This window comes from Leifsonia shinshuensis, from assembly GCF_014217625.1.
Classification (GTDB): domain Bacteria; phylum Actinomycetota; class Actinomycetes; order Actinomycetales; family Microbacteriaceae; genus Leifsonia; species Leifsonia shinshuensis_A.
Genome location: NZ_CP043641.1, coordinates 3,679,190 through 3,704,970 on the forward strand (window position 1 = coordinate 3,679,190; position 25,781 = coordinate 3,704,970).

The window sequence follows — 25,781 nt, forward strand, 5'->3', positions numbered from 1 at the left end:
CGCATTCGACCGGGGACGTTCTCGCGCGTGCGGGGAGGGGTCAGTGGCCCTCGGCGGCGAGCTTCGCGAAGCCGGCCTCGACGATGGCCTCGGCCTCCGCGGCGTCGCCCCAGCCCTCGATGTTGACGAACTTGCCCGGCTCCAGGTCCTTGTAGCGGGCGAAGAAGTGCTCGATCTCCTTGCGGGTCTGCTCCGGGATGTCGTTCACGTCCTGGATGTGCAGCCAGCGCGGGTCCTTGTGCGGCACGGCGATCACCTTGGCGTCGCTGCCGGCCTCGTCGGACATGTTGAGCACGCCGACCGGGCGCACCTTGACGCCGACGCCGGGAAAGACCGGGTGCTCGAGCAGCACCAGCGCGTCGACCGGGTCGCCGTCGAGGCCGAGGGTGTTCTCGAAGAAGCCGTAGTCGGTCGGGTACACGAAGCTGGTGAACAGCACGCGGTCCAGGTAGACCCGTCCGGTCTCGTGGTCCACCTCGTACTTGTTGTGGCTCCCCTTCGGGATCTCGATGACGACGTCGTATGCGGCCATGCCGATGCTCCTTAGCTGTTGGAAATCTGCACTAACGTTACTGGATGCGCCTCAACGGGTCCTCGGGTGAAGTGCCGGGTGGAGAGTCGGCGGCGGGGGTTCCGCGCCGGCCGCGCCTGACGCCCCCGATCGCCGACGCCCGCCGCGCGGTGCGGGAGGCCCTGGCCGACGCGGCCGCCCTGCCGCCCGTCGATCCGCACGACGACCACGGCCCGGCCCGGCCCGCGCCGCTCGCTCCCGGAGCGCTGGTGCTCGTCGGCCTGAGCGGGGGAGCGGACTCCCTCGCCCTCGCGGCGGCGACCGCGTTCGAGGCGCCCCGGCGCGGATACCTTGCCGGCGCGATCGTCGTCGACCACGGCCTCCAGCCCGGCTCGGCGGAGGTCGCCGAGGCGGCGGCCGCCCAGGCGCGCGACCTCGGCCTCGACCCCGTGCTCCTGGAGCGCGTCACCGTCGCGGCCGGAACATCCGGTCCGGAGGGGGACGCCCGCGCGGCTCGGCACGCCGCCTTCGAACGCGCCCGCGCCGCGACCGGCGCCGCCCGGATCCTGCTCGCCCACACCCTCGACGACCAGGCCGAGACCGTGCTGCTGGGTCTCGCCCGCGGCTCCGGCCCGTCCAGCCTCCAGGGCATGCGCCCGGACACCGGCGCACTGCTGCGCCCGTTCCTCTGCCTGCGCCGCGGGACAACGCGCGCCTTCTGCGCCGACAGCGGCCTGACCCCGTGGGACGACCCGCACAACGACGACCCCTCCTACGCGCGCGTACGGGTGCGCACCCGGCTGCTGCCCGCGCTGGAGGACGAGCTCGGTCCCGGCGTGGCCGAGGCGCTCGCGCGTACCGCAGAACAGCTCCGCGAGGACGACGACGCGCTCGACGGGCTGGCCCTGGAATGGGCGCAGGAGCTGGTCAGCCAGACGGACGACGGCGCCGTCGCCCTGGACGTCCGCGGCCTCGCCGCCGACCCCGCGGCGCTCCGCCAGCGCATCATCCGGCTGGTCGTCTCGGCCGAGTTCGGGGTGTCGCTGAGCAGGGCGCACACCCTCGCCGTGGCCGAGCTGATCACGGGGTGGCACGGCCAGGGTCCGCTCAGCCTGCCAGGCGTTAGAGTTGTCAGGCAGAACGGCCTGCTCACGTTTCACCCCGACAGCTAAGGACAGCGCCTCCCCCATGGAACTCACGGACGTTCACGACGACCTGACCGAGATTCTGATCACCGAGGAGCAGATCCGCTCCCGCATCGCCGAGCTGAGCCGGACGGTCGAGGCCGACTACGCCGGCAAGGACGTCCTGCTGATCGGCGTCCTCAAGGGCGCGGTCATGGTGATGGCCGACCTGTCCCGCGAGCTGCGCATCCCGGTCACGATGGACTGGATGGCGGTCAGCTCCTACGGCAGCGGCACAGCGTCGAGCGGCGTCGTGCGCATCCTCAAAGACCTGGACACCGACCTCAGCGGCAAGACCGTGCTGATCGTCGAGGACATCATCGACTCGGGCCTCACGCTGTCGTGGCTGCTCTCGAACCTCCGCAGCCGCGGCCCGGAGTCGATCGAGATCTTCACGCTCCTCCGCAAGCCGGAGGCCGCCCGCGTCGAGATCGACGTGAAGTACGTCGGCTTCGACATCCCCAACCAGTTCGTCGTCGGCTATGGCCTCGACTACGCCGAGCGCTACCGCAACCTCCGCGGCGTCGGCATCCTGGCGCCGGCCGTCTACAGCTAGTCCCGTCGTGGCGGCCGAGCCGAGGACCACGCCGACCGGAGCGGACGTCTCCGCGTTCCTGGCCGCTGCGACTCCGGCGCGCCGCCGGGAGGACGGCCTGGTACTGGCCGACATCTTCGCCGAGGTGACGGGCACCGATCCGGTCATGTGGGGTCCGTCGATCGTCGGCTACGGAAGCTACCGCTACGTCTCGCCGTCCGACCCCCGGCGGCAAGGCGACTGGCCGCGCGCGGGCTTCTCCCCGCGCAAGGCACAGCTCTCCCTCTACGGGCTCAAGGATCTCCCGGAGGGGGCTGCTCTCCTGCCGTCGCTCGGCCGGTACACGGAGGGCGCCGGCTGCGTCTACGTGCGCACCCTGGACGACATCGACCTGACGGTGCTCCGGCGGCTGATCGCGATCGCGTGGCGGCGCGACGACGGCCTCGAAACGCCGGGTCAGACGAAGTCGCGGTAGACCTCGCGCCGGTGCGCGACTCGCAGCACGAGGATGACGAGCCGGTCGTCCTCGATGTCGTAGACGATCCGGTAGTCGCCCACGCGGACGCGCCACGCGCCCCCGCTGGCGACCAGGGGCTTGGCGGCGGGAGGGCGCGGAACATCGGCGAGAATCTCGATCGCCGCCTGGATGCGGCGGCGCGCCGGAGGGTCGAGCTTTCGCAGTTCGCGGGCGGCCGCGGGTGCGACGTCGATCCGATACGTCATGCCAGGCCGAGCTCCGCCTTCACGTCCTCCCACGGGATCGGCTCCGCCGCGGTCTCCTCCAGCTCGCGGCGGGCGGCGATCGCAGCCTGGGCGTCGTCGAGCTCCTCGAGCCGCTCGACCATGCGGTCGTAGTCGTCGGCGTCGACGAGGACAGCCACACGGCGGCCCCGCTTGCTCAGCGAGACGAGCTCGTGCTGGAGGTGTGCGCGATCGACGAGCGCGCCCAGGTGCTGCTTCGCTTCGGAGAGGGGCAGAACGGCAGTCATGGGTCGATTCTAGCCCATATCGTCCGATTGGTTCGAACAGACCCATTGAATCCGTTCGACCTGAACGAGACCCACCGGTCGACTTGCGCCCGCCCGCCCCTCGTGGTCCGATGACTCCATGCCCTACGAACCACCTGAGCTCTATCGACGCTGGCTGGCCGCCTGGACCGACAGGCACGCCGCGCTGGAGCCGATCGTGGCAGCCGACGCCGTCGGGCACTGGCCGGAGGGTGATGTCGTCGGGCCGCGCGGGTTCGCGCGGGCCATCGCCGAGACCGTGGACCAGTTCGATCGCGTCGACTTCGACGTGCAGGCCGGCCCGCTCGTCGGGGACGGGTTCGTCGCCGCGCGCTGGATCCTGACTTGCCACATGGGCGACGAGACGATGTCGTTCGCCGGACACGACTTCGTCCGGGTGGAGGACGGCGTCATCGCCGAGTACTGGCCGGCCATCAGCCCGGCCTCCTGACCAGCCCTCCAGCGGTAAGCGCGCCCAGAGCGAACACGCAGCCGACCCACAGCGCCCAGGCGGTACTGTGGTCGCACCATGAACCTCAAGAAGATCTTCCGCGGCCCGATCCTGTACGTCGTGCTCGCGATCATCGCGGTGTGGATCGGCTCCAGTCTGATCACCATGTCGGGCTTCAAGAGCGTGACCACGCAGCAGGGCCTCGACCTGCTGCAGCAGGACAAGGTCTCGCAGGCGAAGATCGTCGACGGCGAGAACCGCGTGGACCTCACGCTCAAGCAGGCGGACGGCGCGAACGGCACGCAGGTGCAGTTCTACTACGTCACCCCGCGCGGCGCCGACGTTGTGAAGGCGATCGACGACGCCAACCTGCCCAAGGGCTACAACGACGAGGTTCCGCAGCCCAACTGGCTGGTCAACATCCTCGGCTTCCTCATTCCCGCGCTGCTGATCGGCGTCTTCTTCTGGATCATGATCTCCGGCATGCAGGGCGGCGGAAACAAGGTCATGCAGTTCGGCAAGTCGCGGGCGAAGCTCGTCACCAAGGAGACGCCGAAGGTCACCTTCGACGACGTCGCCGGGTCCGACGAGGCCATCGAGGAGCTGCAGGAGATCAAGGACTTCCTCAAGGAGCCCGCCAAGTTCCAGGCCGTCGGCGCGCGCATCCCCAAGGGCGTGCTGCTGTACGGCCCTCCCGGCACCGGCAAGACGCTGCTGGCCCGCGCCGTCGCGGGTGAGGCGGGCGTCCCCTTCTACTCCATCTCCGGTTCGGACTTCGTGGAGATGTTCGTCGGCGTCGGCGCCAGCCGCGTCCGCGACCTGTTCCAGCAGGCCAAGGAGAACTCGCCCGCCATCATCTTCATCGACGAGATCGACGCGGTCGGCCGTCACCGCGGCGCCGGCCTCGGCGGCGGTCACGACGAGCGCGAGCAGACGCTGAACCAGCTCCTGGTGGAGATGGACGGCTTCGACCCGAAGACCAACGTCATCCTGATCGCGGCGACCAACCGCCCCGACATCCTCGACCCCGCGCTGCTGCGCCCGGGCCGCTTCGACCGTCAGATCGGCGTGGACGCGCCCGACCTGCTCGGCCGCAAGAAGATCCTCGAGGTGCACGGCCGCGGCAAGCCGCTGGCGGCAAGCGTCGACCTCGAGGTGCTCGCCCGCAAGACGCCGGGCTTCACCGGCGCCGACCTGGCCAACGTGCTCAACGAGGCCGCGCTGCTGACCGCCCGCTCCAACGCGCAGCTGATCGACAACCGCGCGCTGGACGAGGCCGTGGACCGCGTCATCGCCGGCCCGCAGAAGCGCACCCGCGTGATGAAGGACCAGGAGAAGCTGATCACCGCGTACCACGAGGGCGGTCACGCCCTCGCCGCCGCGGCGATGCGCCACACCGACCCGGTGACCAAGATCACCATCCTCCCGCGCGGCCGCGCCCTCGGCTACACGATGGTCATGCCGCTGGAGGACAAGTACTCGGTCACTCGCAATGAGCTGCTCGACCAGCTCGCCTACGCGATGGGCGGACGTGTCGCGGAGGAGATCGTCTTCCACGACCCGACCACCGGCGCCTCCAACGACATCGAGAAGGCGACCTCCATCGCCCGCAAGATGGTCACCGAGTACGGCATGAGCGCCGACATCGGCTCGGTCAAGCTGGGCCAGGCGAACGGCGAGATGTTCCTCGGCCGCGACATGGGCCACCAGCGCGACTACTCCGAGCGGATCGCCGAGCGCGTCGACGCCGAGGTGCGCGCCCTCATCGAGAAGGCGCACGACGAGGCGTGGGAGGTCATCAACGACAACCGCGCCGTGCTCGACCGTCTCGCCGCCTCGCTGCTGGAGCACGAGACGCTCGACCACAACCAGATCGCCGAGATCTTCGCCGACGTGAAGAAGCTGCCGGAGCGCCCGCAGTGGCTCTCCAGCGACAAGCGCCCGATCTCCGACCTGCCGCCCATCGAGTTCCCGAAGGCGCCGATCGACTCCGGCGCCGTGGACGGTGGCGTCGACTCGGAGCCGCCGTCGTCCAAGCCGAAGCGTTCCCCCGCCATCAAGCCGCGGCCGGCGACGGCCTAGGCCGCGCACCGCATGACCGGATTCGATCGCGCACGCATCGAGGCGGCCGTCGCCGAGATCCTCGCCGCCATCGGCGAGGATCCGTCGCGTCCGGGCCTGACCGACACGCCGTCGCGCGTCGCCGACGCCTACGCCGAGTTCTTCTCCGGCGTGGGCGTCGACGCGCGTGGGCAGCTCGGTGAGCCGGTGGCGCTGGAGGACGCCCGTGCCGAGACCGTGATCCTGCGCGACATCGCGTTCCGGTCGGTGTGCGAGCACCACCTGCTGCCGTTCCTCGGCGTCGCGCACGTGGCCTACCTGCCCGGCGACGCCGTGATCGGCCTCGGCCGCATCCCACGCGTGATCGAGACCCTGTCGTCGCGCCCGCAGCTGCAGGAGCGCCTGACCGAGCAGATCGCGGACACGATCGAGGAGGGCGCACAGGCCCGTGGCGTGCTCGTGGTGCTGGACGCCTCCCACGAGTGCGTCACCACCCGGGGTGCGCGGCAGACGCGCGCCACCACCGTGACGATCGCCGCCCGCGGCGCCTTCAGCGACCCGGCCTCCCGCGCCGAGCTGATCGCGCTCATCGGCGGAGGCCTCGAGTGACGCGCACATTCGTGCCGAATGTCGACTCTCGCGCGCTGAAAGCAGACATTCGTGCTGAATCTCCGACGGGGGAGCGGGCGTGACGCTCATCATGGGCGTCCTCAACGTGACGCCCGACTCCTTCAGCGACGGCGGCCTGTGGCTGGAGCCGGAGGCCGCGGTCGCGCACGCGCTCGAACTGGTGGCGCAGGGCGCCGACCTGATCGACGTCGGCGGCGAGTCCACCCGGCCCGGCGCGCTGCGCGTCGACCCGGAGGAGGAGCGCGCCCGCGTCGTCCCCGTCATCCGCACGCTCGCCGAGCACGGCGTGACCGTGAGCGTCGACACGCTCAACGCCTCCACCGCGCGCGCCGCCGCCGACGCGGGCGCCGCGATCATCAACGACGTCTCCGGCGGCCTGGCCGACGCGGGGATGCCGGACGCGGTGCTCGACACCGGCCTCCAGTACGTCGTCATGCACTGGCGCGGCCGGCTCGACGCGGCCGACTCGCGCGCCGTCTACAGCCACACCGTCGCGGAGGTGCGCTCGGAGCTGTCCGCCCGGGTCAGCAGCCTCGTCGATCACGGCATCGACCCGGCCAAGCTCGTGCTCGATCCCGGCCTCGGCTTCTCGAAGAACGCCGAGCACAACTGGCAGGTGCTCGCCGGCCTCCACGAGTTCGAGACGCTCGGCTACCCTGTGCTCATCGGCGCCTCGCGCAAGCGGTTCCTCGGCACACTGCTCGGCGAGGGCGCCACGGTGGAGGACCGGGACGCGCCGACCGCCGTCATCTCGGCGCTCGCCGCCCAGGCCGGCGTCTGGGCGGTGCGCGTGCACGACGTGGCGTCGACGCGGATGGCCCTGGATGTCGTGCAGGCGTGGCAAGCTGGACGCGATGACTGATTCCGCTGCCGTGTCCGTCTCGCGCACGCCGACGGACGCGATCGTGCTGACCGGCTTGCGCGTGCGGGCGCACCACGGGGTGTTCGACTTCGAGCGCGAGAACGGCCAGGACTTCGTCGTGGACGTGACCGCGCACCTCGACCTGTCGCCGTCCGCGGCCTCCGACGACCTCGCCCGCACCGTCCACTACGGCGAGCTCGCGAACGAGATCGCCGACGCCGTCCGCCGCGACCCGGTCGACCTGATCGAGACCGTCGCGGAGCGGGTGGCGGGGGTGGTGCTCGCGCACGATCCGGTGCACTCGGTGGAGGTCACGGTGCACAAGCCGGACGCCCCGATCGAGGTGCCCTTCGGCGACGTGGCCGTACGCATCCTCCGGGGCCGGTCATGAGGCCGCGGCCCGAGCGCCTGCGCGTGGGCGTGCCGGCGGTGCTCGCCTTCGGCAGCAACCTGGGCGACCGCGTCGCCACGATCCGGGAGGCGCTGCGTCTGCTCGCGGACGACCCCGGCCTCCGCGTCGAGGCGGTGTCGCGGCTGTACGAGACGCCCGCGCTGAAGCCCGAGGGCATCGACCAGGAGGCGCCCGCCTACCTCAACGCCGTCGCGCTGATCAACACGATCCTCGACCCGCTGGCGCTGTTGGCCGCCGTCAACCAGGTGGAGGACGCCCTCGGCCGCGTGCGCGAGGAGCGCTGGGGGGACCGCACCATCGACATCGACATCGTCGACTACCAGGGGATCGTCGCGGACGACGACCCGCGCATCGTCCTCCCGCACCCGCGGGCGCACGAACGCGCCTTCGTCCTGGTCCCGTGGCTCGACGTCGACCCGGACGCCGTGCTGCCCGGTTATGGGCCGGTGGCCGCCCTCGCCGCACAAGCGACCGATCCGGTGACGCTCTTCGAGCCCGGCGACGACGACGGGGACGACAACGGGGACGGCGACGCATGAAGCGCACCCGTGCCACCTCCCTGATCGGCCTCGCCGTGCTCGGCGTCGTCGTGGGCTTCCTCGGCGAGTTCGCCGCCGCCGGAAGCGGTGTCGCCGTGTTCGTGCCGCCGCTGACCCTGCCGATCACACTGGTCGCAGTCGCGATCATCGTGGTCGCGTTCGCCATCCCGATCCGGCGTGCGGTGCGCGGCCGCAGCTCACGCCGCATCGACCCGTTCCAGGCGATGCGCATCGTCGTGTTCGCGAAGGCGTGCAGCCTGAGCGGCGCGTTGCTGACCGGAGCCGGCGTCGGCATCCTGCTCTACGTCCTCACCCGGGATGTGCTGCCCGCGTCCAACGCCGTGCTGCTGACCGCGCTCGGCACGGCGGGAGCCGTCATCCTGCTCATCGCGGGCCTGGTCGCCGAGTTCTTCTGCACCCTCCCGCCCGACGACAAGGACGACGACCCGGAGACCGCCCGTGCCCGCTCGCATTGACCTCAGCGTCGGGGAGTGGAACCGCGTCTCGCCGAAGTACGTGGTCGTGGTCGTCGTCAGCACCCTGCTCAGCGGGATCGTCCTGAGCGCCGGGTCCGTGTTCCTCTGGCTGGTCGCGGGCTGGTCGTGGGCGTGGATCCTCCTGGCCGTCGTGGTGGTGTCGACGCTGATCGGGCTGTTCATCGCCAACCGGCGCACCCGCTCGATCGGGTACATCCTGCGGGCCGACGATCTGCTGTTCCGGCGCGGGATCATGTTCCAGCGCTTCGTGTCGGTGCCGTACGGGCGCATGCAGCTCATCGACATCACGCGCGGGCCGGTCGGGCGGATGCTCGGGCTGGCCGACCTGAAGTTCGTGACCGCGGCGGCGTCGACCAACGTCGTCGTCCCCGGACTCCCCGAGCCGCAGGCCGCCGAGCTGCGCGACCGGCTGGTGGAGCTGGCGGAGAGCCGCCGGGCGGGGCTGTGACCGTCCCGGAGCCCGGGGCTCCCCTCCCCGGCGGACCGCTGAACGCCGCGGAGCGCGCAGCCGAGCGCTTCACCGACGGCGAGTGGCACCGCCTCCACCCCGCGACGCCGCTGCTGCGCGGCGGCATCGTGTTCATCGCCGTCCTGGGCTTCGTGCTGTCCAACCTGCGCGAGCGGCTGGTGAGCTTCTTCGTCGGCGCTCCCGACATCGGCGGCGATCCGATCGACGCGATCTACAACCACGGCTGGGAGGGCTGGGCGCTGCTCGGCGTCGCCGTGGTCCTGCTCGGCTGCCTGGCCGCCTTCTACGTGTCCTGGCGGATGCACAGCTTCCGGATCACCGACGACGCCGTGGAGGTGCGCAGCGGCATCCTGTTCCGCACGCAGCGCAAGGCGCGGCTCGACCGCATCCAGGGCATCAATGTCGTGCGGCCGCTGCTCGCCCGCATCTTCGGGGCGGCGAAGCTCGACATCTCGGTGGCCGGGCACGACGCGAACGTGACGCTGGCCTACCTCGGGTCGGTGCTCGCCGACGGCCTGCGGTCGGACGTGCTGCGGCTCGCGTCGGGGGTGCGGGAGGCCGAGGCCGCGGCGCCGGCCGGAGGAGTCGCGGCGCCCGCCTCCCGCGCCGCCCAGGTGGGCGACTTCGTCGGCCGCCGCATCGACGACTTCCTCGCGCCGGAGCTCGATCCGAACGCGGCGCCGCCCGAGTCGGTCGTGAAGATCCCGCCCGCCCGGCTGGCCGGCTCGCTCGTGCTGAGCGGGTTCACGCTGTTCGTGCTCGCCGTGATCGTCCTGCTGGTGATCGGCTCGGCCGGCGGCGCTCCCTGGCTGCTGATCGTCGTCCTGCCCGGCCTGCTCGGCTCGGCGAGCTTCTACATCAACCGGTTCACGAAGTCGCTGCGCTACTCGATCGCGGGCACGCCCGACGGCGTCCGGGTCGGCTTCGGCCTGCTCACGACCAGCAACGAGACGCTTCCGCCCGGCCGCATCCACGCGGTGGAGGTGCTGCAGCCGCTGCTGTGGCGCCCGTTCGGCTGGTGGCAGATCCGCATCGACACGGCCGGCCACTCGCGCGAGAAGGGCGCGGCGGGCCAGCCCAACACGACCATGCTGCCGGTCGGCGACCAGGCCGACGTGGCGAAGGTGCTGTCGCTGGTGCTGCCGTCGTTCACAGACGAGCACGGCGCTGCGATCCTGGAGGGCATGACCTCCCGCGGCCACGACGCGTTCACGAGCAGCCCGCGCCGGGCGATCTGGCTGCGCCCGCTCTCCTGGCAGCGCACCGGCTTCCGGATGGTGGACGGCTCGGTGCTGCTGCGCCGCGGCTTCGTCTGGCGCAGCCTGGCCATCGTGCCGCTGGCCCGGCTGCAGAGCCTGGAGCTGCAGCAGGGCCCGCTCGACCGGCTGCTGGGCTTGGCCGAGGCGCGCTTCCACACGGTGTCCGGTCCGGTGCATCCCCGCCTCGGCGCGATGGACGCGGCGACCGGCGAGCAGCTCTTCGAGACTGTCGCCGTCCGGGCGGTGGAGGCCGCGACGACCGACCGCAGCCACCGCTGGCGGGTGCAGCCGGAGGTCGTCGTGCGACCGGACGAACCCGCCGATCCGCCCATCGGACACCGACCCACCGGGGAGGACGCATGAACGCCACCACCCGCCGCTCCGGCCGCCTCGGTCTGGGCATCGTCGGCGCCGGACGCGTCGGCCCCGTGCTCGGCGCCGCGCTCGCCGGGGCCGGCCACGCGATCGTCGGCATCACCGCCGTCTCCGCCGAGAGCCGCGAGCGCGCGCAGGCGATGCTGCCGCAGGCGCCGATCCTGGACGTCCCGACCCTCGTGGAGCGCAGCGAGCTCGTCATCCTCGCCGTCCCGGACCGCGAGCTGCCCGGCCTCGTCTCCGGCCTCGCGGCGACCGGCACCTGGCAGCCCGGCCAGCTGGTGCTGCACACCGCGCCCGGGTACGGCGTCGAGGTGCTGCGTCCCGCGGCGGAGGCCGGCGCCATCCCGCTCGCCGTGCACCCGGCCCTGGAGTTCACCGGCACCAGCCTCGACCTCACCCGGCTCGCGGAGAGCTGGTTCGCCGTCACCGCACCGACGCCGGTGCTGCCGATCGCGCAAGCCCTGGTGGTCGAGATGGGCGGCGAGCCGGTCGTGGTCGCGGAGGCCGACCGCCCCGCCTACGCCGAGGCGATCGCGACGGCGACCGCGTTCTCGCGCTCGATCGTGGAGCAGTCCACCGGCATCCTCGCCGGGATCGGCGTGGAGAACCCCGGCTCATTCCTCAGCTCGCTGCTGCGCTCGGCCGTCGACAACGCGCTCACGCGCGCGGGCGCGCCGACCCCGCTCGACGTCGGCGATGTCCTGGAATCGCTCGGCGGTGTGGACGACGGTCCGGCCGAGGGCGATCCCGGCGACGACGGGCGTGGCTGGTTCCTCCGCGGCGAGTAGCCTGGATGCGGCCGGCTCGCCCGCACAGCACCGCCTCCGCCCCACCCCGAAAGGACCTCATGCCCGACGTCGTGACCACCATCGCCGAACTGCGCGAGCGGGTGGCGCACGCCAGGCGGGCGGCCGCGCTCGAGGGTCCCGCCGACGCTCCGGCGGGCCGCGTCGTGCTGGTGCCGACGATGGGCGCCCTCCACCGCGGCCATCTGCGCCTCGTCGGCCGGGCCCGCGACCTGGGCGGCTTCGTCGTGGTGTCGATCTTCGTCAACCCGCTGCAGTTCGGCCCGAACGAGGACCTCGACCGCTACCCGCGCACCCTCGACGCCGACGTCGCCGCGCTCGACGGGCTGGCCGACCTCGTCTTCGCCCCGACCGCCGCCGAGATGTACCCGGACGGCCCGTCCTCCACGCGGGTGACCGCAGGCGAGGTCGGCCGGTTGTTCGAGGGCGCCTCGCGTCCCGGCCACTTCGACGGGATGCTGACCGTCGTCGCCAAGCTGCTCAACATCGTCCAGCCCGACGTGGCCGTGTTCGGCCAGAAGGACGCCCAGCAGGTCCACCTCGTCGGCCGCATGGTGGACGACCTCGACCTCCCGGTCGCCATCGCCGTGGTCGACACCGTCCGCGAGGACGACGGCCTCGCGCTCTCCAGCCGCAACCGCTACCTGGACGACGACCAGCGCAGGGCCGCGCTCACGCTGTCGCAGGCGCTCGCGGCCGGCGCCGATGCCGCCGCCGGGGGAGCCGCCGCCGCCCTCGCCGCGGCGACCGCGCGCGTGGAGGCCGAGCCGGTCGTTAAACTGGACTATCTCGCGATCGTCGATCAGGACACGTTCCTCGAAGCGGGTGCGGACCTCCACGGTCCAGCGCTCCTGCTGATCGCCGCTCGCGTCGGCTCCACCCGCCTGATCGACAACGCGCGCATCACGCTCGGCTGAGCCGCCCGAAGCACGCCGCCCTCCACGCACAGAACCGCCGGAACGGAAAGACACGATGACCGAAGCGCCCGCCACCGACCTCAACGCCGACGGCGACCTCACCGCCGACGAGATCAGCGAGCAGAAGGCCGTCCGCCTGGCCAAGCGCGAGCGCCTGATCGCCGAGTCCGGCGACGCGGGCGGCGGCGCCTACCCGGTGCAGGTGCCGGTGACGACCACCATCCCCGCGGTGCGCGCCGCCTGGGGGCAGCTGGAAGCCGACCAGACCTCCGGCGAGACCGTCGGCCTCGCCGGCCGCGTCGTCCACCAGCGCAACACCGGCAAGCTCTGCTTCGCCGTGCTGCAGGCCGGAGACGGCTCGCGCATCCAGGCCATGGTCTCCCTCGCCGAGGTGGGCGAGGAGTCGCTGGCCCGCTGGAAGGAGCTGGTCGACCTCGGCGACCACGTCTTCGTCTCGGGCGAGGTCATCTCCAGCCGCCGCGGCGAGCTGTCGATCATGGTGCGCGGCTGGGAGATCGCGTCCAAGGCGATCCTGCCGCTGCCGAACCTGCACAACGAGCTCAACGAGGAGACCCGCGTCCGCTCGCGCTACCTCGACCTGATCGCGCGCGAGCAGGCCCGCCGCAACGTCCTCGACCGCGCGGCGGCCGTCGCGAGCCTCCGCAGCACGTTCGCCGGCCAGGGCTTCGTGGAGGTCGAGACGCCGATGCTGCAGGTGATGCACGGCGGCGCCTCCGCCCGCCCGTTCGTCACGCACTCCAACGCGTTCGACACGGACCTGTTCCTGCGCATCGCGCCGGAGCTGTACCTCAAGCGCGCCGTCGTCGGCGGCATCGACCGGGTGTTCGAGATCAACCGCAACTTCCGCAACGAGGGCGCGGACTCCACGCACTCGCCCGAGTTCGCGATGCTGGAGGCCTACCAGGCCTACGGCGACTACAACTCCATCGCCGACCTGACCCAGCAGCTCATCCAGGACGCGGCGCTCGCCGTCTCCGGATCGCACGTGGTCACCTGGGCCGACGGCACCGAGTACGACCTCGGCGGCCAGTGGGACCGCATCCGGATGTACGACAGCCTGTCCGAGGCGATCGGCGAGGAGATCACGCCGGAGACCCCCATGTCGCGCCTGCGCGAGCTGGCGGCCGAGGCCGAGATCGAGGTGCCGCACCCGCTGCCCGGCAAGTACGTCGAGGAGCTGTGGGAGCACCACGTGAAGTCGGGGCTCGTGCGCCCGACATTCGTCATGGACTTCCCGGTCGACACCAGCCCGCTCGTCCGCGCGCACCGCTCGCGCGACGGCGTCGTGGAGAAGTGGGACCTCTACACCCGCGGCTTCGAGCTGGCGACGGGCTACTCCGAGCTGATCGACCCGGTCGTGCAGCGCGAGCGCTTCGTGGAGCAGGCGCGCCTGGCGGCCGCGGGCGACGACGAGGCGATGCGCCTGGACGAGGAGTTCCTGCGGGCGCTCGAGTTCGGCATGCCGCCGACGGGCGGCATGGGCATGGGCATCGACCGCCTGCTCATGGCCCTCACCGGCCTCGGCATCCGCGAGACGATCCTCTTCCCGCTGGTCAAGTAAGGGCGTTCAGCCGCGCTGGTGGAGGTGCGCCTGCGTGAGCGCCTCCATCTCCTCGTCGCTCAGCTCGTCCAGCTTCTTGCCCTCGCGGCGGTCCAGGCGCATCCACCGGACGAACAGGATCACCAGGATCGGCACGTCCGCGATTTCGGCGATGAACCACAGGAAATCGCCGGACAGGTGCTGGTCGTGCAGCGCGTTCGGGAACCAGAACGGCATCCGGCCGACGATCGCCGGCGCGTGGTCGAGCACCGCGTCGTTGAGCCGCAGCAGCAGCCCGGGGATGGCGTCGAGCAGCAGAGCGACGAACGCCAGCAGGAACTCGACCGTGATGAAGAAGCTGGTGTGCGTCACGGAGTGCGCCGCGATCGGCAGCACCATCAGCAGGCCGGCGAGCGGGACCAGCACCGAGATGGTCCACTCCGACCACGGTGAGTCGCGCAGGACGGCGGCGACCGGCGTCAGGAAGATCATGAACGCAGCGCACGCGAACACCGTCGCGAAGATCGCGTTGCCGAACAGCTTCACCGGCCGCGACTGCAGGAACCGGTCGGTGCGGGCCTGACCTGTGCCGCCGAGCGCCACGCGGGCGAGCGCGATCGGCCTCCCGAGGCTGACCAGCGCCGGGACGACGAACAGCAGCAGCGCGATCCGGGTCGTGAACGCCCAGCGCAGCTGGGTGCTCTCGGCGCCGAGGAAGCCGAACGAGATGACCGCGTACGAGCCGAGCCCGAGCAGCAGGTACATCGCCGTCAGCCGCTTCGGCCAATGGTGGCCGCGCCGCCGGAGTGACAGCACACCGCCGAGGTAGAGGCCCGCGGCGGCGATCAGCATGGCCGCGGCCGCCGGGTCGAACGACCAGGTGGAGAGGAAGACGAGGAAGGGAGGCGTGGTGCTGCTTTCGGGGGAGTCGGGTTTCACATGTGCGCGAGGTACCATTATCCCGCTATGGGAGACATCATCGGTGGAATCGTCTGGTCGCTGGCCCCGACCGTGCTCGTCGGCCTGCTGTTCTGGATGATCATGCGCGCGATCGTGCGAGCCGACCGCACCGAGCGCAAGGTGTACTCCCGCATGGAGAACGAGGAGCGCGCCCGCCGCGGCCTCGCGCCCAAGTCCTAGCGCCCACTACGGTTAGCGGAGAGGGCGCACATCCCGGTCCTCGACGCCAGACGCCGGAGGGGGCTGGATGGACGCGGGTTTCCTGACCACGACGATCGTCGTGCTCGCGCTGCTGCTCGACTTCGTCATCCGCGTCATCGCCATCATCGTCGTCCCGCGCAACCGCAAGCCCACCTCCGCCACGGCCTGGCTGCTGGCCATCTTCCTCATCCCGTACATCGGCGTCCTGTTCTTCCTGCTGATCGGCAGCTACAAGCTCCCGAAGAAGCGCCGCGAGAAGCAGGACGAGATCAACCGGTTCATCATCGACAGCACCGAGGGCATCGAGCGGGTGCGCCGCGACCACCCGTGGCCGGCGTGGCTGGAGTCGGTGGTCGAGCTCAACCGCAACCTCGGCGCGATGCCGCTGGTCGGCGGCAACCGGGCCACCCTCGACGGCCACTACGACGAGTCGCTGGCCGCGATGACGGCCGCGATCGCCGCTGCGAAGCGGTACGTGCACGTCGAGTTCTACATCCTCACCCTGGACAAGACGACCGCCCCCTTCTTCGACGCGATGGAGGCCGCGGTCGCCCGCGGCGTCGTCGTGCGCGTGCTGCTCGACCACATCGCGTCGGTGCGGACGCCCGACTACAAGGCCACGGTCAAGCGGCTCACCGCGATGGGCGCGAAGTGGCACCTGATGCTGCCGGTGCAGCCGTTCAAGGGCAAGTACCAGCGGCCCGACCTGCGCAACCACCGCAAGCTGCTGATCGTGGACGGCCGGGTGGCGTTCATGGGGTCGCAGAACGTCATCGACCGGAGTTACAACAAGAAGTCGAACATCCGGCGCGGCCTCAAGTGGAAAGAGCTCATCGTCCGCCTGGAGGGCCCGATCGTCGCCGGTCTCAACGCGATCTTCATCACCGACTGGTACAGCGAGACCGACGAACTGCTCCGCCGCGAGACCGAGCCGATCACCGACGAGGACGTCCAGAACGCCAACGACCCGGAGGAGCTGGACGCCCAGGTCGTCCCGTCCGGCCCGGGGTTCGCCGGCGAGAACAACCTCCGGCTGTTCCTCGCGCTGCTGTATTACGCGCAGGAGCGCATCGTCATCACGTCCCCGTACTTCGTGCCGGACGAGGCCATGCTCACGGCCATCACGACAGCCACCCAGCGCGGCATCGCCGTCGACCTGTTCGTCTCCGAGATCGGCGACCAGGCGCTGGTCTACCACGCCCAGCGCTCCTACTACGAGGCGCTGCTGCGCGCGGGCGTGCGGATCTGGATGTACAAGGCGCCCTACATCCTCCACGCCAAGCACTTCACGATCGACGACGACGTCGCCGTGATCGGGTCGAGCAACATGGACATGCGCTCGTTCCTGCTGAACATGGAGGTCTCGCTGATGGTCCGCGGACGCTCGTTCGTGGAGCAGATGCGCGAGGTGGAGGACGGCTACCGCCGCGACAGCCGGGAGCTGACCCTGGACGAGTGGATGAAGCAGCCGCTCCGCTCCACCGTGCTCGACAACCTCGCGCGCCTCACCTCCGCCCTCCAGTAGCGCGTCGCCAACGGAGGAGATCCGCCCCGACGCCCCTCCAAATGCCGGTCAACGGAGGAGATCCAGGCCCTGCGGGGCCCAATCTCCTCCGGTAGCTGTCGAGGGGCGGCGTGTCTGGCCGGATCTCCTCCGCTAGCCCCGCGGCTTCAGCCGCACCGTCGGCAGCGCCGGCGCCGGCAACGCGCCCCCGTCGTACCCGCGCACCGTCCCGAACCGCCCGTCCGGATCCTCCCCGTCGATCACGTCGCGCTGCCACTCGGCCCGTGCCGCCACGACATCCTCGTGGCTGCGCCCGATGAAGTTCCACCACATCACGATCTCCTCGCCCATTGGCTCGCCGCCGAGCAGCAGGAGGCGCGCCGGCCCCGCGTCGCCGGCCTCCACCTCCACGGCGTCCCGCCCCGGGCAGAGGTACGCGAGATGCGCGACGGGGACCGCCGCGCCCGCGACCGTCACCTCGCCCGCGTCGACCAGCACGCCGTGCTCGAACGCGGGGTCGAGCGGAACGGTCACGCGCGTCCCGGCCGGCACGTCGAGCTCGGCGCCGACCAGCGGCGAGAACACCGTCGCCGCTGTGCCGCTCCCGGCCAGCGCGCCGACGAACGTCCGCACCGTCGCGTCCCCGAGCGGCGCCGGAGCCGGGACGTGGTGCTCGAAGAACGGGTCGACCTCCCGGGACGCGCTCGGCAGCGCCACCCAGAGCTGGACGCCGTGGAGCCGCTGCGTGCCCGGCGTGGAGACCTCCGAGTGGCTGATCCCGCGCCCCGCGGTCATCAGGTTGAGCTCGCCCGGCCGCACCAGCGCGTGGCTGCCCACGCTGTCCCGGTGGTCGATCTCGCCCTCGAACAGCCAGCTCACCGTCTGCAGCCCCGTGTGCGGATGCGGAGGCACCTGCATCCCGCCGGTCAGCGAGACGTCGTCGGGGCCGTAATGGTCGACGAAGCACCAGCCGCCGATCAGCGAGCGCCTCCGCTGCGGGAGGGTGCGCCGGACCGTCATCGCGCGCGGTCCGCCGAGCGGCACCTCGCGCGGCTCCAGGATCTCCACGCCCGCGTCCGCGACGACCACATCGTCGCCCGCGAGGACCTCCACCGGGTCGCGCTCGAGGTTGCTCATAGCGGCATCCTAGGCGCGCGCGTCCGCCAGACGGCATCCCGGATCCGGCCCAAGTGACGCCCCTGCCGAACTCAGGATCGCCGCCCATAGAATGGCCACCGTGAACCGTGCAGCGCGCCCCCGGACGTCCGTCGTCGCCTCCGCCGCCCTCGTCGCCGTGGCCCTGCTGCTCGCGGGATGCACGAGCACCCAGGTGAAACCCACGAAGGACTACGCGGGCGAGCCGCAGGGCGTCCAGCCGCCGGCCAGCAGCGCGGGCGGCGCCTCCTGGGCGACCTGGCTGCAGGACGGCAAGCAGTTCGGGATCGTGCTCAACGGCAGTTCGACCTGCCCGCCGACGGTGCAGTCCGTCAAGGTCGTCGCCTCCAACCAGCTGGAGGCCACCCTCGCCCCCGCGTCGGGCGGCGTCTGCACGCACGACATCGTCCCGCACACCACCGTGTTCGACACCCCGAGCGGCCTGACGACCACTTCGGACGTCACCGTCAAGCTCCCCGACACGACCCTCACGATCGCCGCGATCCGCGGCTGACACGGCGTCACGCCTCCAGCGAACATGACTCCGCGGCACCGGATGCCGCGGTTACTCTCGATGTATCGGCGCCGACCCTGCAACGGCGTCGCGAGGAGTAGACATGTTCGAGAGATTCACCGATCGCGCTCGCCGCGTCGTCGTCCTGGCCCAGGAAGAGGCCAAGATGCTCAACCACAACTACATCGGGACGGAGCACATCCTGCTCGGCCTGATCCACGAGGGTGAGGGTGTCGCCGCCAAGGCGCTGGAATCGCTCGGTATCTCGCTGGACGCCGTCCGCGAGCAGGTCCAGGACATCATCGGCCAGGGCCAGCAGCAGCCGACCGGGCACATCCCGTTCACCCCGCGGGCCAAGAAGGTCCTCGAGCTCAGCCTGCGCGAGGCACTCCAGCTCGGCCACAACTACATCGGCACCGAGCACATCCTCCTCGGCCTGATCCGCGAGGGCGAGGGCGTCGCCGCCCAGGTGCTCGTCAAGCTGGGCGCCGACCTCAACCGCGTGCGCCAGCAGGTCATCCAGCTGCTCTCCGGCTACCAGGGCAAGGAGCAGGTCCAGGTGGGCGGCAACGATCAGGCGACCGCGCAGGCCGGCAGCCAGATCCTCGACCAGTTCGGCCGCAACCTCACGCAGGCCGCGCGCGACAACAAACTCGACCCCGTGATCGGGCGCGAGAAAGAGATCGAGCGCGTCATGCAGATCCTGTCGCGCCGCTCCAAGAACAACCCCGTGCTGATCGGCGAGCCCGGCGTCGGCAAGACCGCCGTCGTGGAGGGCCTGGCCCAGGCGATCGTCCGCGGCGACGTGCCGGAGACGCTGAAGGACAAGCAGCTCTACACGCTCGACCTCGGTTCGCTCATCGCCGGCTCCCGCTACCGCGGAGACTTCGAGGAGCGCCTGAAGAAGGTCACCAAGGAGATCCGCACCCGCGGCGACATCATCACCTTCATCGACGAGATCCACACCCTCGTCGGCGCGGGGGCTGCGGAGGGCGCGATCGACGCCGCCAGCATCCTGAAGCCGCTGCTGGCCCGCGGCGAGCTACAGACCATCGGCGCCACGACGCTCGACGAGTACCGCAAGCACTTCGAGAAGGACGCAGCGCTGGAGCGCCGGTTCCAGCCCATCCAGGTGGCCGAGCCGTCGCTGCCGCACGCGATCAACATCCTGAAGGGCCTGCGCGACCGCTACGAGGCGCACCACAAGGTGTCCATCACCGACGGCGCCATCGTCGCCGCGGCGAACCTCGCCGACCGCTACATCCAGGACCGCTTCCTCCCGGACAAGGCCATCGACCTGATCGACGAGGCCGGCGCCCGCCTGCGCCTGTCGATCCTGTCGGCGCCGCCGGAGCTGCGCGAGTTCGACGACAAGATCGCCGCCGTCCGCTCCCAGAAGGAGGCCGCGATCGAGGACCAGGACTTCGAGAAGGCCGCGTCCCTGCGCGACGAGGAGAAGAACCTCCTCGGCGAGCGGCTGCGCCTCGAGAAGCAGTGGCGCTCGGGTGACGTCAAGACGACGGCCGAGGTCGACGAGGGCCTGATCGCTGAGGTGCTGGCGCAGGCCACGGGCATCCCGGTGTTCAAGCTCACCGAGGAGGAGTCGGCCCGCCTGGTCTACATGGAGAAGGCGCTGCACCAGCGCGTGATCGGCCAGGAGGAGGCCATCGCGGCCCTCTCGCGGACGATCCGCCGTACGCGCGCCGGCCTCAAGGACCCGAAGCGCCCCTCCGGCTCGTTCATCTTCGCCGGCCCCACCGGTGTCGGAAAGACCGAGCTGGCCAAGGCGCTCGCCGAGTTCCTGTTCGACGACGAGTCGGCGATGATCTCGCTCGACATGTCCGAGTACGGCGAGAAGCACACGGTCTCCCGCCTGTTCGGCGCCCCTCCCGGGTTCGTCGGCTTCGAGGAGGGCGGCCAGCTCACCGAGAAGGTCCGCCGCAAGCCGTTCAGCGTCGTGCTGTTCGACGAGATCGAGAAGGCGCACCCGGACATCTTCAACTCGCTGCTCCAGATCCTGGAGGAGGGACGTCTGACGGATGGCCAGGGCCGCGTCGTCGACTTCAAGAACACCGTGATCATCATGACCACGAACCTCGGCACGAAGGATATCTCCGGCGGCCCCGTCGGCTTCCAGATCGAGGGCGACCCGACCACCGGCTACGACCGGATGCGCGGCAAGGTCTACGAGGAGCTCAAGAAGAACTTCAAGCCGGAGTTCCTCAACCGCGTGGACGAGATCATCGTCTTCCCGCAGCTGAACAAGGCGGAGCTGCTGCAGATCGTCGACCTGTTCATCAAGCGCCTCTCCGACCGGCTGCTCGACCGCGACATGACGATCGAGCTGGCGGTCCCCGCCAAGGAGCGCCTGATCGAGGTGGGCTTCGACCCGACGCTGGGAGCCCGGCCGCTGCGCCGCGCCGTCCAGCACGAGATCGAGGACCGTCTCAGCGAGAAGATCCTCCACGGCGAGCTGAACGCGGGCGACCACGTGCACGTCGACTTCAAGGACGGCGACTTCGTCTTCACGACGACGGCCCGCCAGGAGTCGGTCGGCGCCGGGGTCAACGCTGCCGCAGCGATCGGCACGGGCCCGGCGACGCCCGACCTCGCCGCGAACGACTGACGCGTCACGCGTCCCAGGGCCGGCTCCGCTTCTGCGGGGCCGGCCCTTCGTCATGTCCGGTCGTCTGCGATCGATAGGGTGGGTAGGTGAGTTCTGAGGGCAGCGCGTACGTCATCCGGAGGGCGCGGACCGGCGACGTGCCCGGCATCCGGGAGCTCGTGGAGCCGCTCGTGCAGCGACGCATCCTGCTCGGCAAGGAGGCCGTGACGTTCTACGAGTCGGTGCAGGAGTTCCGCGTCGCCGAGACCGCAGACGGTCAGCTGATCGGCTGCGGCGCGCTGCACGTCATGTGGAGCGACCTCGCGGAGGTGCGCACCCTCGCCGTCGCCGACCCGTGGCTCGGACGCGGCGTCGGCCGCGCGCTGCTCGGCCGGCTGGAGGGCGACGCCAGGGAGCTAGGCCTCAGCAGGCTGTTCTGCCTCACCTTCGAGGTCGGCTTCTTCGAGCGCAACGGCTTCGTGGACATGGGCTCGGAGACCGTCGACCCCACCCTCTACGCCGAGCTCGTCCGCTCCCACGACGAGGGCGTCGCGGAGTTCCTCGACCTCGCCCGCGTGAAGCCCAACACCCTGGGAAACACGCGCATGTTGAAGCGTCTCTGAGCGCGCCTCCCCGGCGTGTCGCGGGTCGGCGCTAACCTTCGGGCATGTCGACGTTCAAGCACCCTGTCGGCCCTCAGCCGAGCGGCGTCTACTGGCGCCGCCGGCTCATCGTCCTGATCGGCCTCGTCGCCGTCGTCGTGGTCATCGTCCTGATCGTGGTCCGTCCGGGTTCCTCGAGCGGCGAGCCGGCGAAGGGCGTCGTCACGACCAACACGCCGAAGCCGACCGCCGCCGTGGCCACCAGCATCCCGACCTCCAGCGCCAGCGCGAGCGGCCAGCCGTGCAAGCCGGCCGACGTCAAGGTGGAGGCCGTGACCGACGCCTCCAGCTACTCCGCGGGCCAGCTCCCACAACTCTCGGTCGCGCTGACCAACACCGGAGCGAACGCGTGCGTCATCGACGCGGGCACCGCCCAGCAGGTGTTCACGATCACCAGCGGCTCGGAGGTCTACTGGAAGTCGACCGACTGCCAGAGCTCGAAGGTCGACGCCCAGGTGCTGCTGCAGCCGGGCAAGACCATCTCGTCGCAAACGCCGATCACCTGGGACCGCACGCGCTCGGATCCGACGACGTGCCAAGCGCAGCGTTCGCAGGTGCCGGCGGCGGGCGCGTCGTACCACCTGCAGGTGTCGGTGGCCGGGATCACGTCGGCGACGACGAAGCAGTTCTCGCTGAACTGAGCGGTCGCGTTTCTCCTGCACAGCTCTGGCCTTGCTCCGACTCCTCCACCACTTCCGCGATCCTCCCGTGGATGACGGTGGCCGACCGTAGTGTGGAGCCCGACTGAGGAGGTTCCGTGGCAAAAGCCGCTGTGACGTATCGCTGCACCGAGTGCGGCTGGACGACGGTGAAGTGGGTCGGCCGCTGCGGCGAATGCCAGGAGTGGGGCACGGTCACCGAGGCGTCGGCGCCGACGGGCGTGCTGCGCGCCCTGAAGCCGGTGGTCGTCGGCGCCGACAGGGCTGCGCGGTCGATCACCTCGATCGGCACGGAGTCGACGGAGCGCCGGCCGAGTGGGATCGGCGAGTTCGACCGGGTGCTCGGCGGCGGCATCGTGCCAGGCGCGGCCATCCTGCTGAGCGGCGAGCCCGGGGTCGGCAAGTCCACGCTGCTGCTGGAGGTGGCCTCCCGGGCCGCGCGCGACGGCAACCCCGTGCTCTACGTGAGCGCCGAGGAGTCGGTGAGCCAGGTGCGGATGCGTGCCGAGCGCACGGGCGCCCTCCACGACCAGCTCTTCCTCGCCTCCGAGACGGACCTGGCGACCATCGTCGGCCAGATCGACGCCGTTCGCCCGTCGCTCGTGATCGTGGACTCGGTGCAGACCGTCTCGAGCGGCTCGGCCGAAGGCATCGCGGGCGGCCCGAGCCAGGTGCGCGAGGTGGCGAGCACGCTCATCCGGGTGGCCAAGGAGCGCGACCTCCCGGTGCTGATCGTCGGGCACGTCACCAAGGACGGCTCGATCGCCGGCCCGCGCCTGCTGGAGCACCTGGTCGACGTGGTCTGCCAGTTCGAGGGCGACCGTCAGACGGCGCTGCGGTTCGTGCGCGCGCTGAAGAACCGGTTCGGCCCGACCGACGAGGTCGGCTGCTTCGAGATGGCCGGCGACGGCATCGCCGAGGTGCCGGACCCGAGCGGCCTCTTCCTCAGCCGCACGACGACGCCGGTGTCCGGCACCTGTGTCACGGTGGCGATGGAGGGCCGTCGTCCGCTGCCGGTGGAGGTGCAGGCGCTCGTGGTCGCCACCACAGCGCCCAACCCGCGGCGCGTGACGAACGGGGTGGACTCCTCCCGCGTCGCGATGCTGCTCGCCGTGCTGGAGCGCCGCGCCGGCATCCGCCTGGGCGACAAGGACGTGTACGTGTCCACGGTCGGCGGCGTGCGGCTGGCCGAGCCGGGAGCGGACCTGGCCATTGCGCTGGCGGTGGCGTCTGCCGCGACGGACCGCGCCATCCCGCACACCCTCGCGGCGTTCGGTGAGATCAGCCTGGCGGGGGAGATCCGCCCCGTGTCGAGCGGCAAGCAGCGCGCGACCGAGGCGTCGCGCCTCGGCTTCGCGACCCGCATCGACGAGCGCGCCGCGACGGTGCGCGAGGCGCTGAGGGTGGCGTTCACGGCGGCCGCGCCGCCGCGCGAGCGCGAGCTCGACGCCGCGTTCTAGCGGCCGCCGCTACCGGAGGAGATTCCCGGCCGACACGCCGGCGGGATCCTCCCGAAGCTGCTCGCGCACGGCGCGTCGCACCGGATCTCCTCCGCTCGCGACGGCGGGGTTTTCGCCGTCGGGCGTGCGGGCCACAATGGGCGGCATGGCCAACCTGACCTTCACCCTTCGTTCGGGCCGACGTGTCGGCGTCACCACGTTGGGCGACGCGGTCGCCGCCCGCGTCGTCGTGTTCTGCCATCCCGCGCCCGGATCGTCGGTGTTCGACCCCGATCCGGACGCGTCGGCGAACCGCGGCGTCCACATCGTCTCGCTCGACCGGCCGGGCTACGGCTCCAGCGACCCGTGGCCGGCGGGCTCCTGGCCGAGTATCGTGGCCGCCGCCGACGACATCGCGGAGTACATCCGCGAGATGAAGCGCCTGGAGTCGCCGATCGGCGTGAACCGTCCGCCGAGGATCGGCATCGCCGGCTGGTCCGCCGGTGGACGCGTGGCCCTCGCGTTCGCGGCGCGGCATCCCGAGCTCGTCGACCGGGTCGCGGTGGTGGCCACGCCCGCGCCGAACGAGGACGTGCCCTGGATCCCGCCCGAGCTGCAGAAGCAGTCCGACGAGCTGGGCCGGTTGTCGCCCGACGAGGCGCGGAGCCGGCTGTCGACCATGCTGCAGCCTCAGGCCGAGGAGGTGCGCGCGTCGGATCTCGAGAGCGGCGTCCCGCTCGACGCCCTCGGCGTGGGCCCGGTGGACACCGACGTGCTCGCCCGCCGCGGCCTGGAGGACCGCCTCGGGCGGATGCTGAAGGACGCCTACCGCCAGGGCCCTGACGGCGTGGCCTCCGACATCCTGAGCTACACCGCCCGCCCGTGGGGCTTCGATCCGTCAGCGGTGCAGGCGAAGACGCTCATCATCGGCGGCCAGGCCGACCGGATCGCGGGTCACGCGCACGCCGCCTGGTATCAGAAGGCCATCCCGAACGCCCGGATGGAGATGTTCCCGGGTGCAGGCCACCTCGTCATCGCGCCGGCGTGGGAGCGGGTGCTGTCGTTCCTCGCGCCACACCCCGAGCCGCTGCACGACGCCGACGCCGTCTAGAGCGCGGCCCGCCGCGGGAACTTCGCCGTCGCCTGCTCGATCACCGCGGGCAGGAACGCGGACGCCCACACCCGGTAACCGCGATCGTTGGGATGGAACCAGTCGTCCGCGAACTGCTGCATGACCCCGCGCCACCCCTCCCGCCGCATCGCCTCGTGCAGCGGGACGACCGTCAGCCCACGCTCGGCGGCCGCCTCACGGAGGATCCCGTTCGCGACCGCGACCTTGCGCTCGTTGCGCGGAAGGTAGAAGTAAGGGAGGTCGGCGACGATCGCGTCCGGCGGCACCGCATCGAGCACCCGACGGATGCCCTCCCGGAACCGCTCGGCGTCGAAGTCCCCGATGTCGTTGGCCCCGATCGAGACGGTGACGATGTCGGGCGCGTGGTCGGCGAGCCGCGGCAGCTGATCGGCGACGGCCAGCGCGACGGTCGCCCCGGACACGGACAGGTTGACGACCTGGACGCTGCGCCCGGTCGCGGACCGGATGTGGTCGGCGATGACACCGACGTAGCTGTTGCGGGGCGCGGAGGCGCCGATCCCCTGCGCGGCGCTGTCCCCGATGGCGACGTACAGGATCTCGCCCTCCGTCTTGGCGTGGTCGCGCCACCACGCGGAGTGCACGGGCAGGGTCTGGTTGATGCGCTCCTTCCCGGCGGCGAGCGAGGCGCGCTGCTGCGCCACCCACGCCCGCCCGGCCACTGCGCCGGCGGCGACCGCCACGGCTGCGCCACCCACCCAGAACACCGGCTTCAGGAACCCCATCCGGGCAGCGTACCGCGCGCCCCCTGCGCTTCCCTGGGCTTCCCTGGATGCTGCCGCCCCCATCCGCGCGCTGCCGACGCGCCCGGTCGCCCGCCCCGATTCGCGGTGCTCGCGAGCATCCAGTAAAC

The 25,781-nt window shown here is 71.2% G+C and carries 29 protein-coding genes; 23 read left to right on the forward strand and 6 right to left on the reverse strand.

Annotated elements, in window-relative coordinates:
* Nucleotides 1–40: 40 nt before the first annotated feature.
* Nucleotides 41–532 carry an inorganic diphosphatase gene (locus F1C12_RS17850; RefSeq protein WP_185276217.1) on the reverse strand — a complete coding sequence of 164 codons (492 nt, stop codon included), beginning with the start codon at nt 530–532 and terminating at the stop codon, nt 41–43.
* Between the two features lie 44 nt (nt 533–576).
* On the opposite strand from F1C12_RS17850, the gene tilS reads away from it, so the two are divergent.
* Genes tilS through F1C12_RS17865 form a run of 3 tightly spaced genes read left to right on the forward strand, consistent with a single transcriptional unit; the run spans nt 577 to nt 2,705 of the window.
* On the forward strand, nt 577–1,683 hold the full coding sequence (gene tilS, locus F1C12_RS17855; RefSeq protein ID WP_185276218.1) for a tRNA lysidine(34) synthetase TilS: 1,107 nt from the start codon (nt 577–579) through the stop codon (nt 1,681–1,683).
* Nucleotides 1,684–1,699: 16 nt separating this feature from the next.
* The gene (gene hpt, locus F1C12_RS17860) at nt 1,700–2,251 is read left to right on the forward strand and encodes a hypoxanthine phosphoribosyltransferase (RefSeq protein WP_185276219.1); all 552 of its coding nucleotides are present in this window, start codon (nt 1,700–1,702) and stop codon (nt 2,249–2,251) included.
* A gap of 7 nt (nt 2,252–2,258) precedes the next feature.
* A complete protein-coding gene (locus F1C12_RS17865; RefSeq protein WP_258045971.1) occupies nt 2,259–2,705 on the forward strand; it encodes a DUF1801 domain-containing protein in 447 nt (148 codons plus the stop codon).
* On the opposite strand, the gene F1C12_RS17870 is transcribed toward F1C12_RS17865, so the two are convergent.
* Nucleotides 2,687–2,953: a type II toxin-antitoxin system RelE family toxin gene (locus F1C12_RS17870; RefSeq protein ID WP_185276221.1), complete on the reverse strand. Its 267-nt coding sequence runs from the start codon at nt 2,951–2,953 to the stop codon at nt 2,687–2,689. The two genes, F1C12_RS17865 and F1C12_RS17870, sit on opposite strands and share 19 nt — an antisense overlap.
* Nucleotides 2,950–3,219: a type II toxin-antitoxin system Phd/YefM family antitoxin gene (locus tag F1C12_RS17875; RefSeq protein ID WP_185276222.1), complete on the reverse strand. Its 270-nt coding sequence runs from the start codon at nt 3,217–3,219 to the stop codon at nt 2,950–2,952. Before F1C12_RS17875 ends, F1C12_RS17870 begins: the two co-directional genes overlap by 4 nt.
* Before the next feature lie 118 nt (nt 3,220–3,337).
* On the opposite strand from F1C12_RS17875, the gene F1C12_RS17880 reads away from it, so the two are divergent.
* The 12 genes from F1C12_RS17880 (at nt 3,338) to lysS (ending at nt 14,100) form a co-directional block, all read left to right on the forward strand.
* Nucleotides 3,338–3,688: a nuclear transport factor 2 family protein gene (locus F1C12_RS17880; RefSeq protein WP_185276223.1), complete on the forward strand. Its 351-nt coding sequence runs from the start codon at nt 3,338–3,340 to the stop codon at nt 3,686–3,688.
* A gap of 78 nt (nt 3,689–3,766) precedes the next feature.
* Nucleotides 3,767–5,770: an ATP-dependent zinc metalloprotease FtsH gene (ftsH, locus tag F1C12_RS17885; RefSeq protein ID WP_185276224.1), complete on the forward strand. Its 2,004-nt coding sequence runs from the start codon at nt 3,767–3,769 to the stop codon at nt 5,768–5,770.
* A 12-nt stretch (nt 5,771–5,782) separates the two neighbouring features.
* Entirely contained in the window at nt 5,783–6,358 is a 576-nt protein-coding gene (gene folE, locus F1C12_RS17890) for a GTP cyclohydrolase I FolE (protein WP_185276225.1), read from the forward strand.
* Between the two features lie 79 nt (nt 6,359–6,437).
* Nucleotides 6,438–7,241 carry a dihydropteroate synthase gene (folP, locus tag F1C12_RS17895; RefSeq protein WP_219732641.1) on the forward strand — a complete coding sequence of 268 codons (804 nt, stop codon included), beginning with the start codon at nt 6,438–6,440 and terminating at the stop codon, nt 7,239–7,241.
* Nucleotides 7,234–7,632: a dihydroneopterin aldolase gene (gene folB / locus F1C12_RS17900; protein ID WP_185276226.1), complete on the forward strand. Its 399-nt coding sequence runs from the start codon at nt 7,234–7,236 to the stop codon at nt 7,630–7,632. Before folP ends, folB begins: the two co-directional genes overlap by 8 nt.
* Entirely contained in the window at nt 7,629–8,192 is a 564-nt protein-coding gene (folK, locus tag F1C12_RS17905; RefSeq protein ID WP_185276227.1) for a 2-amino-4-hydroxy-6-hydroxymethyldihydropteridine diphosphokinase, read from the forward strand. Before folB ends, folK begins: the two co-directional genes overlap by 4 nt.
* Nucleotides 8,189–8,668, forward strand: coding sequence for a DUF3180 domain-containing protein (locus tag F1C12_RS17910; RefSeq protein WP_185276228.1), 480 nt, complete (start codon nt 8,189–8,191; stop codon nt 8,666–8,668). Before folK ends, F1C12_RS17910 begins: the two co-directional genes overlap by 4 nt.
* Nucleotides 8,652–9,137 (forward strand): PH domain-containing protein, encoded by a 486-nt coding sequence (locus F1C12_RS17915; protein ID WP_185276229.1) that lies wholly within the window; start codon nt 8,652–8,654, stop codon nt 9,135–9,137. Before F1C12_RS17910 ends, F1C12_RS17915 begins: the two co-directional genes overlap by 17 nt.
* On the forward strand, nt 9,134–10,780 hold the full coding sequence (locus F1C12_RS17920) for a PH domain-containing protein (protein WP_185276230.1): 1,647 nt from the start codon (nt 9,134–9,136) through the stop codon (nt 10,778–10,780). The genes F1C12_RS17915 and F1C12_RS17920 overlap by 4 nt, the downstream gene beginning before the upstream one ends.
* Nucleotides 10,777–11,583, forward strand: coding sequence for a Rossmann-like and DUF2520 domain-containing protein (locus tag F1C12_RS17925; RefSeq protein WP_185276231.1), 807 nt, complete (start codon nt 10,777–10,779; stop codon nt 11,581–11,583). Before F1C12_RS17920 ends, F1C12_RS17925 begins: the two co-directional genes overlap by 4 nt.
* A 59-nt stretch (nt 11,584–11,642) precedes the next feature.
* On the forward strand, nt 11,643–12,518 hold the full coding sequence (gene panC / locus F1C12_RS17930) for a pantoate--beta-alanine ligase (RefSeq protein WP_185276232.1): 876 nt from the start codon (nt 11,643–11,645) through the stop codon (nt 12,516–12,518).
* Nucleotides 12,519–12,573: 55 nt separating this feature from the next.
* Nucleotides 12,574–14,100: a lysine--tRNA ligase gene (gene lysS / locus F1C12_RS17935; RefSeq protein WP_185276233.1), complete on the forward strand. Its 1,527-nt coding sequence runs from the start codon at nt 12,574–12,576 to the stop codon at nt 14,098–14,100.
* Nucleotides 14,101–14,106: 6 nt separating this feature from the next.
* Here the strand turns inward: lysS and F1C12_RS17940 are convergent, their stop codons facing one another.
* Nucleotides 14,107–15,018: a cytochrome c oxidase assembly protein gene (locus tag F1C12_RS17940; protein ID WP_258045972.1), complete on the reverse strand. Its 912-nt coding sequence runs from the start codon at nt 15,016–15,018 to the stop codon at nt 14,107–14,109.
* A 27-nt stretch (nt 15,019–15,045) separates the two neighbouring features.
* Here F1C12_RS17940 and F1C12_RS17945 point away from each other — a divergent pair, with 27 nt between their 5' ends.
* Both F1C12_RS17945 and cls read left to right on the forward strand, forming a co-directional pair.
* A complete protein-coding gene (locus F1C12_RS17945) occupies nt 15,046–15,219 on the forward strand; it encodes a hypothetical protein (protein WP_185276234.1) in 174 nt (57 codons plus the stop codon).
* A 67-nt stretch (nt 15,220–15,286) separates the two neighbouring features.
* The gene (cls, locus tag F1C12_RS17950; protein ID WP_185276235.1) at nt 15,287–16,765 is read left to right on the forward strand and encodes a cardiolipin synthase; all 1,479 of its coding nucleotides are present in this window, start codon (nt 15,287–15,289) and stop codon (nt 16,763–16,765) included.
* A 132-nt stretch (nt 16,766–16,897) separates the two neighbouring features.
* Here the strand turns inward: cls and F1C12_RS17955 are convergent, their stop codons facing one another.
* The gene (locus F1C12_RS17955) at nt 16,898–17,881 is read right to left on the reverse strand and encodes a pirin family protein (RefSeq protein ID WP_185276236.1); all 984 of its coding nucleotides are present in this window, start codon (nt 17,879–17,881) and stop codon (nt 16,898–16,900) included.
* Between the two features lie 100 nt (nt 17,882–17,981).
* Here F1C12_RS17955 and F1C12_RS17960 point away from each other — a divergent pair, with 100 nt between their 5' ends.
* The 6 genes from F1C12_RS17960 to F1C12_RS17985 all read left to right on the forward strand — a co-directional run bounded on the left by F1C12_RS17960 (nt 17,982) and on the right by F1C12_RS17985 (nt 24,889).
* A complete protein-coding gene (locus F1C12_RS17960; protein ID WP_258045973.1) occupies nt 17,982–18,413 on the forward strand; it encodes a hypothetical protein in 432 nt (143 codons plus the stop codon).
* A gap of 103 nt (nt 18,414–18,516) precedes the next feature.
* On the forward strand, nt 18,517–21,039 hold the full coding sequence (locus F1C12_RS17965; protein WP_185276238.1) for an ATP-dependent Clp protease ATP-binding subunit: 2,523 nt from the start codon (nt 18,517–18,519) through the stop codon (nt 21,037–21,039).
* Between the two features lie 86 nt (nt 21,040–21,125).
* A complete protein-coding gene (locus F1C12_RS17970) occupies nt 21,126–21,641 on the forward strand; it encodes an amino-acid N-acetyltransferase (RefSeq protein WP_185276239.1) in 516 nt (171 codons plus the stop codon).
* A 44-nt stretch (nt 21,642–21,685) separates the two neighbouring features.
* Nucleotides 21,686–22,321 carry a hypothetical protein gene (locus F1C12_RS17975; RefSeq protein WP_185276240.1) on the forward strand — a complete coding sequence of 212 codons (636 nt, stop codon included), beginning with the start codon at nt 21,686–21,688 and terminating at the stop codon, nt 22,319–22,321.
* 116 nt (nt 22,322–22,437) lie between these two features.
* The gene (gene radA, locus F1C12_RS17980; RefSeq protein WP_185276241.1) at nt 22,438–23,799 is read left to right on the forward strand and encodes a DNA repair protein RadA; all 1,362 of its coding nucleotides are present in this window, start codon (nt 22,438–22,440) and stop codon (nt 23,797–23,799) included.
* Between the two features lie 145 nt (nt 23,800–23,944).
* Complete coding sequence (locus F1C12_RS17985) at nt 23,945–24,889, forward strand: alpha/beta fold hydrolase (RefSeq protein ID WP_185276242.1); 945 nt, start codon at nt 23,945–23,947, stop codon at nt 24,887–24,889.
* On the opposite strand, the gene F1C12_RS17990 is transcribed toward F1C12_RS17985, so the two are convergent.
* Complete coding sequence (locus F1C12_RS17990) at nt 24,886–25,653, reverse strand: SGNH/GDSL hydrolase family protein (RefSeq protein WP_185276243.1); 768 nt, start codon at nt 25,651–25,653, stop codon at nt 24,886–24,888. The genes F1C12_RS17985 and F1C12_RS17990 overlap by 4 nt on opposite strands.
* Nucleotides 25,654–25,781: the final 128 nt, after the last annotated feature.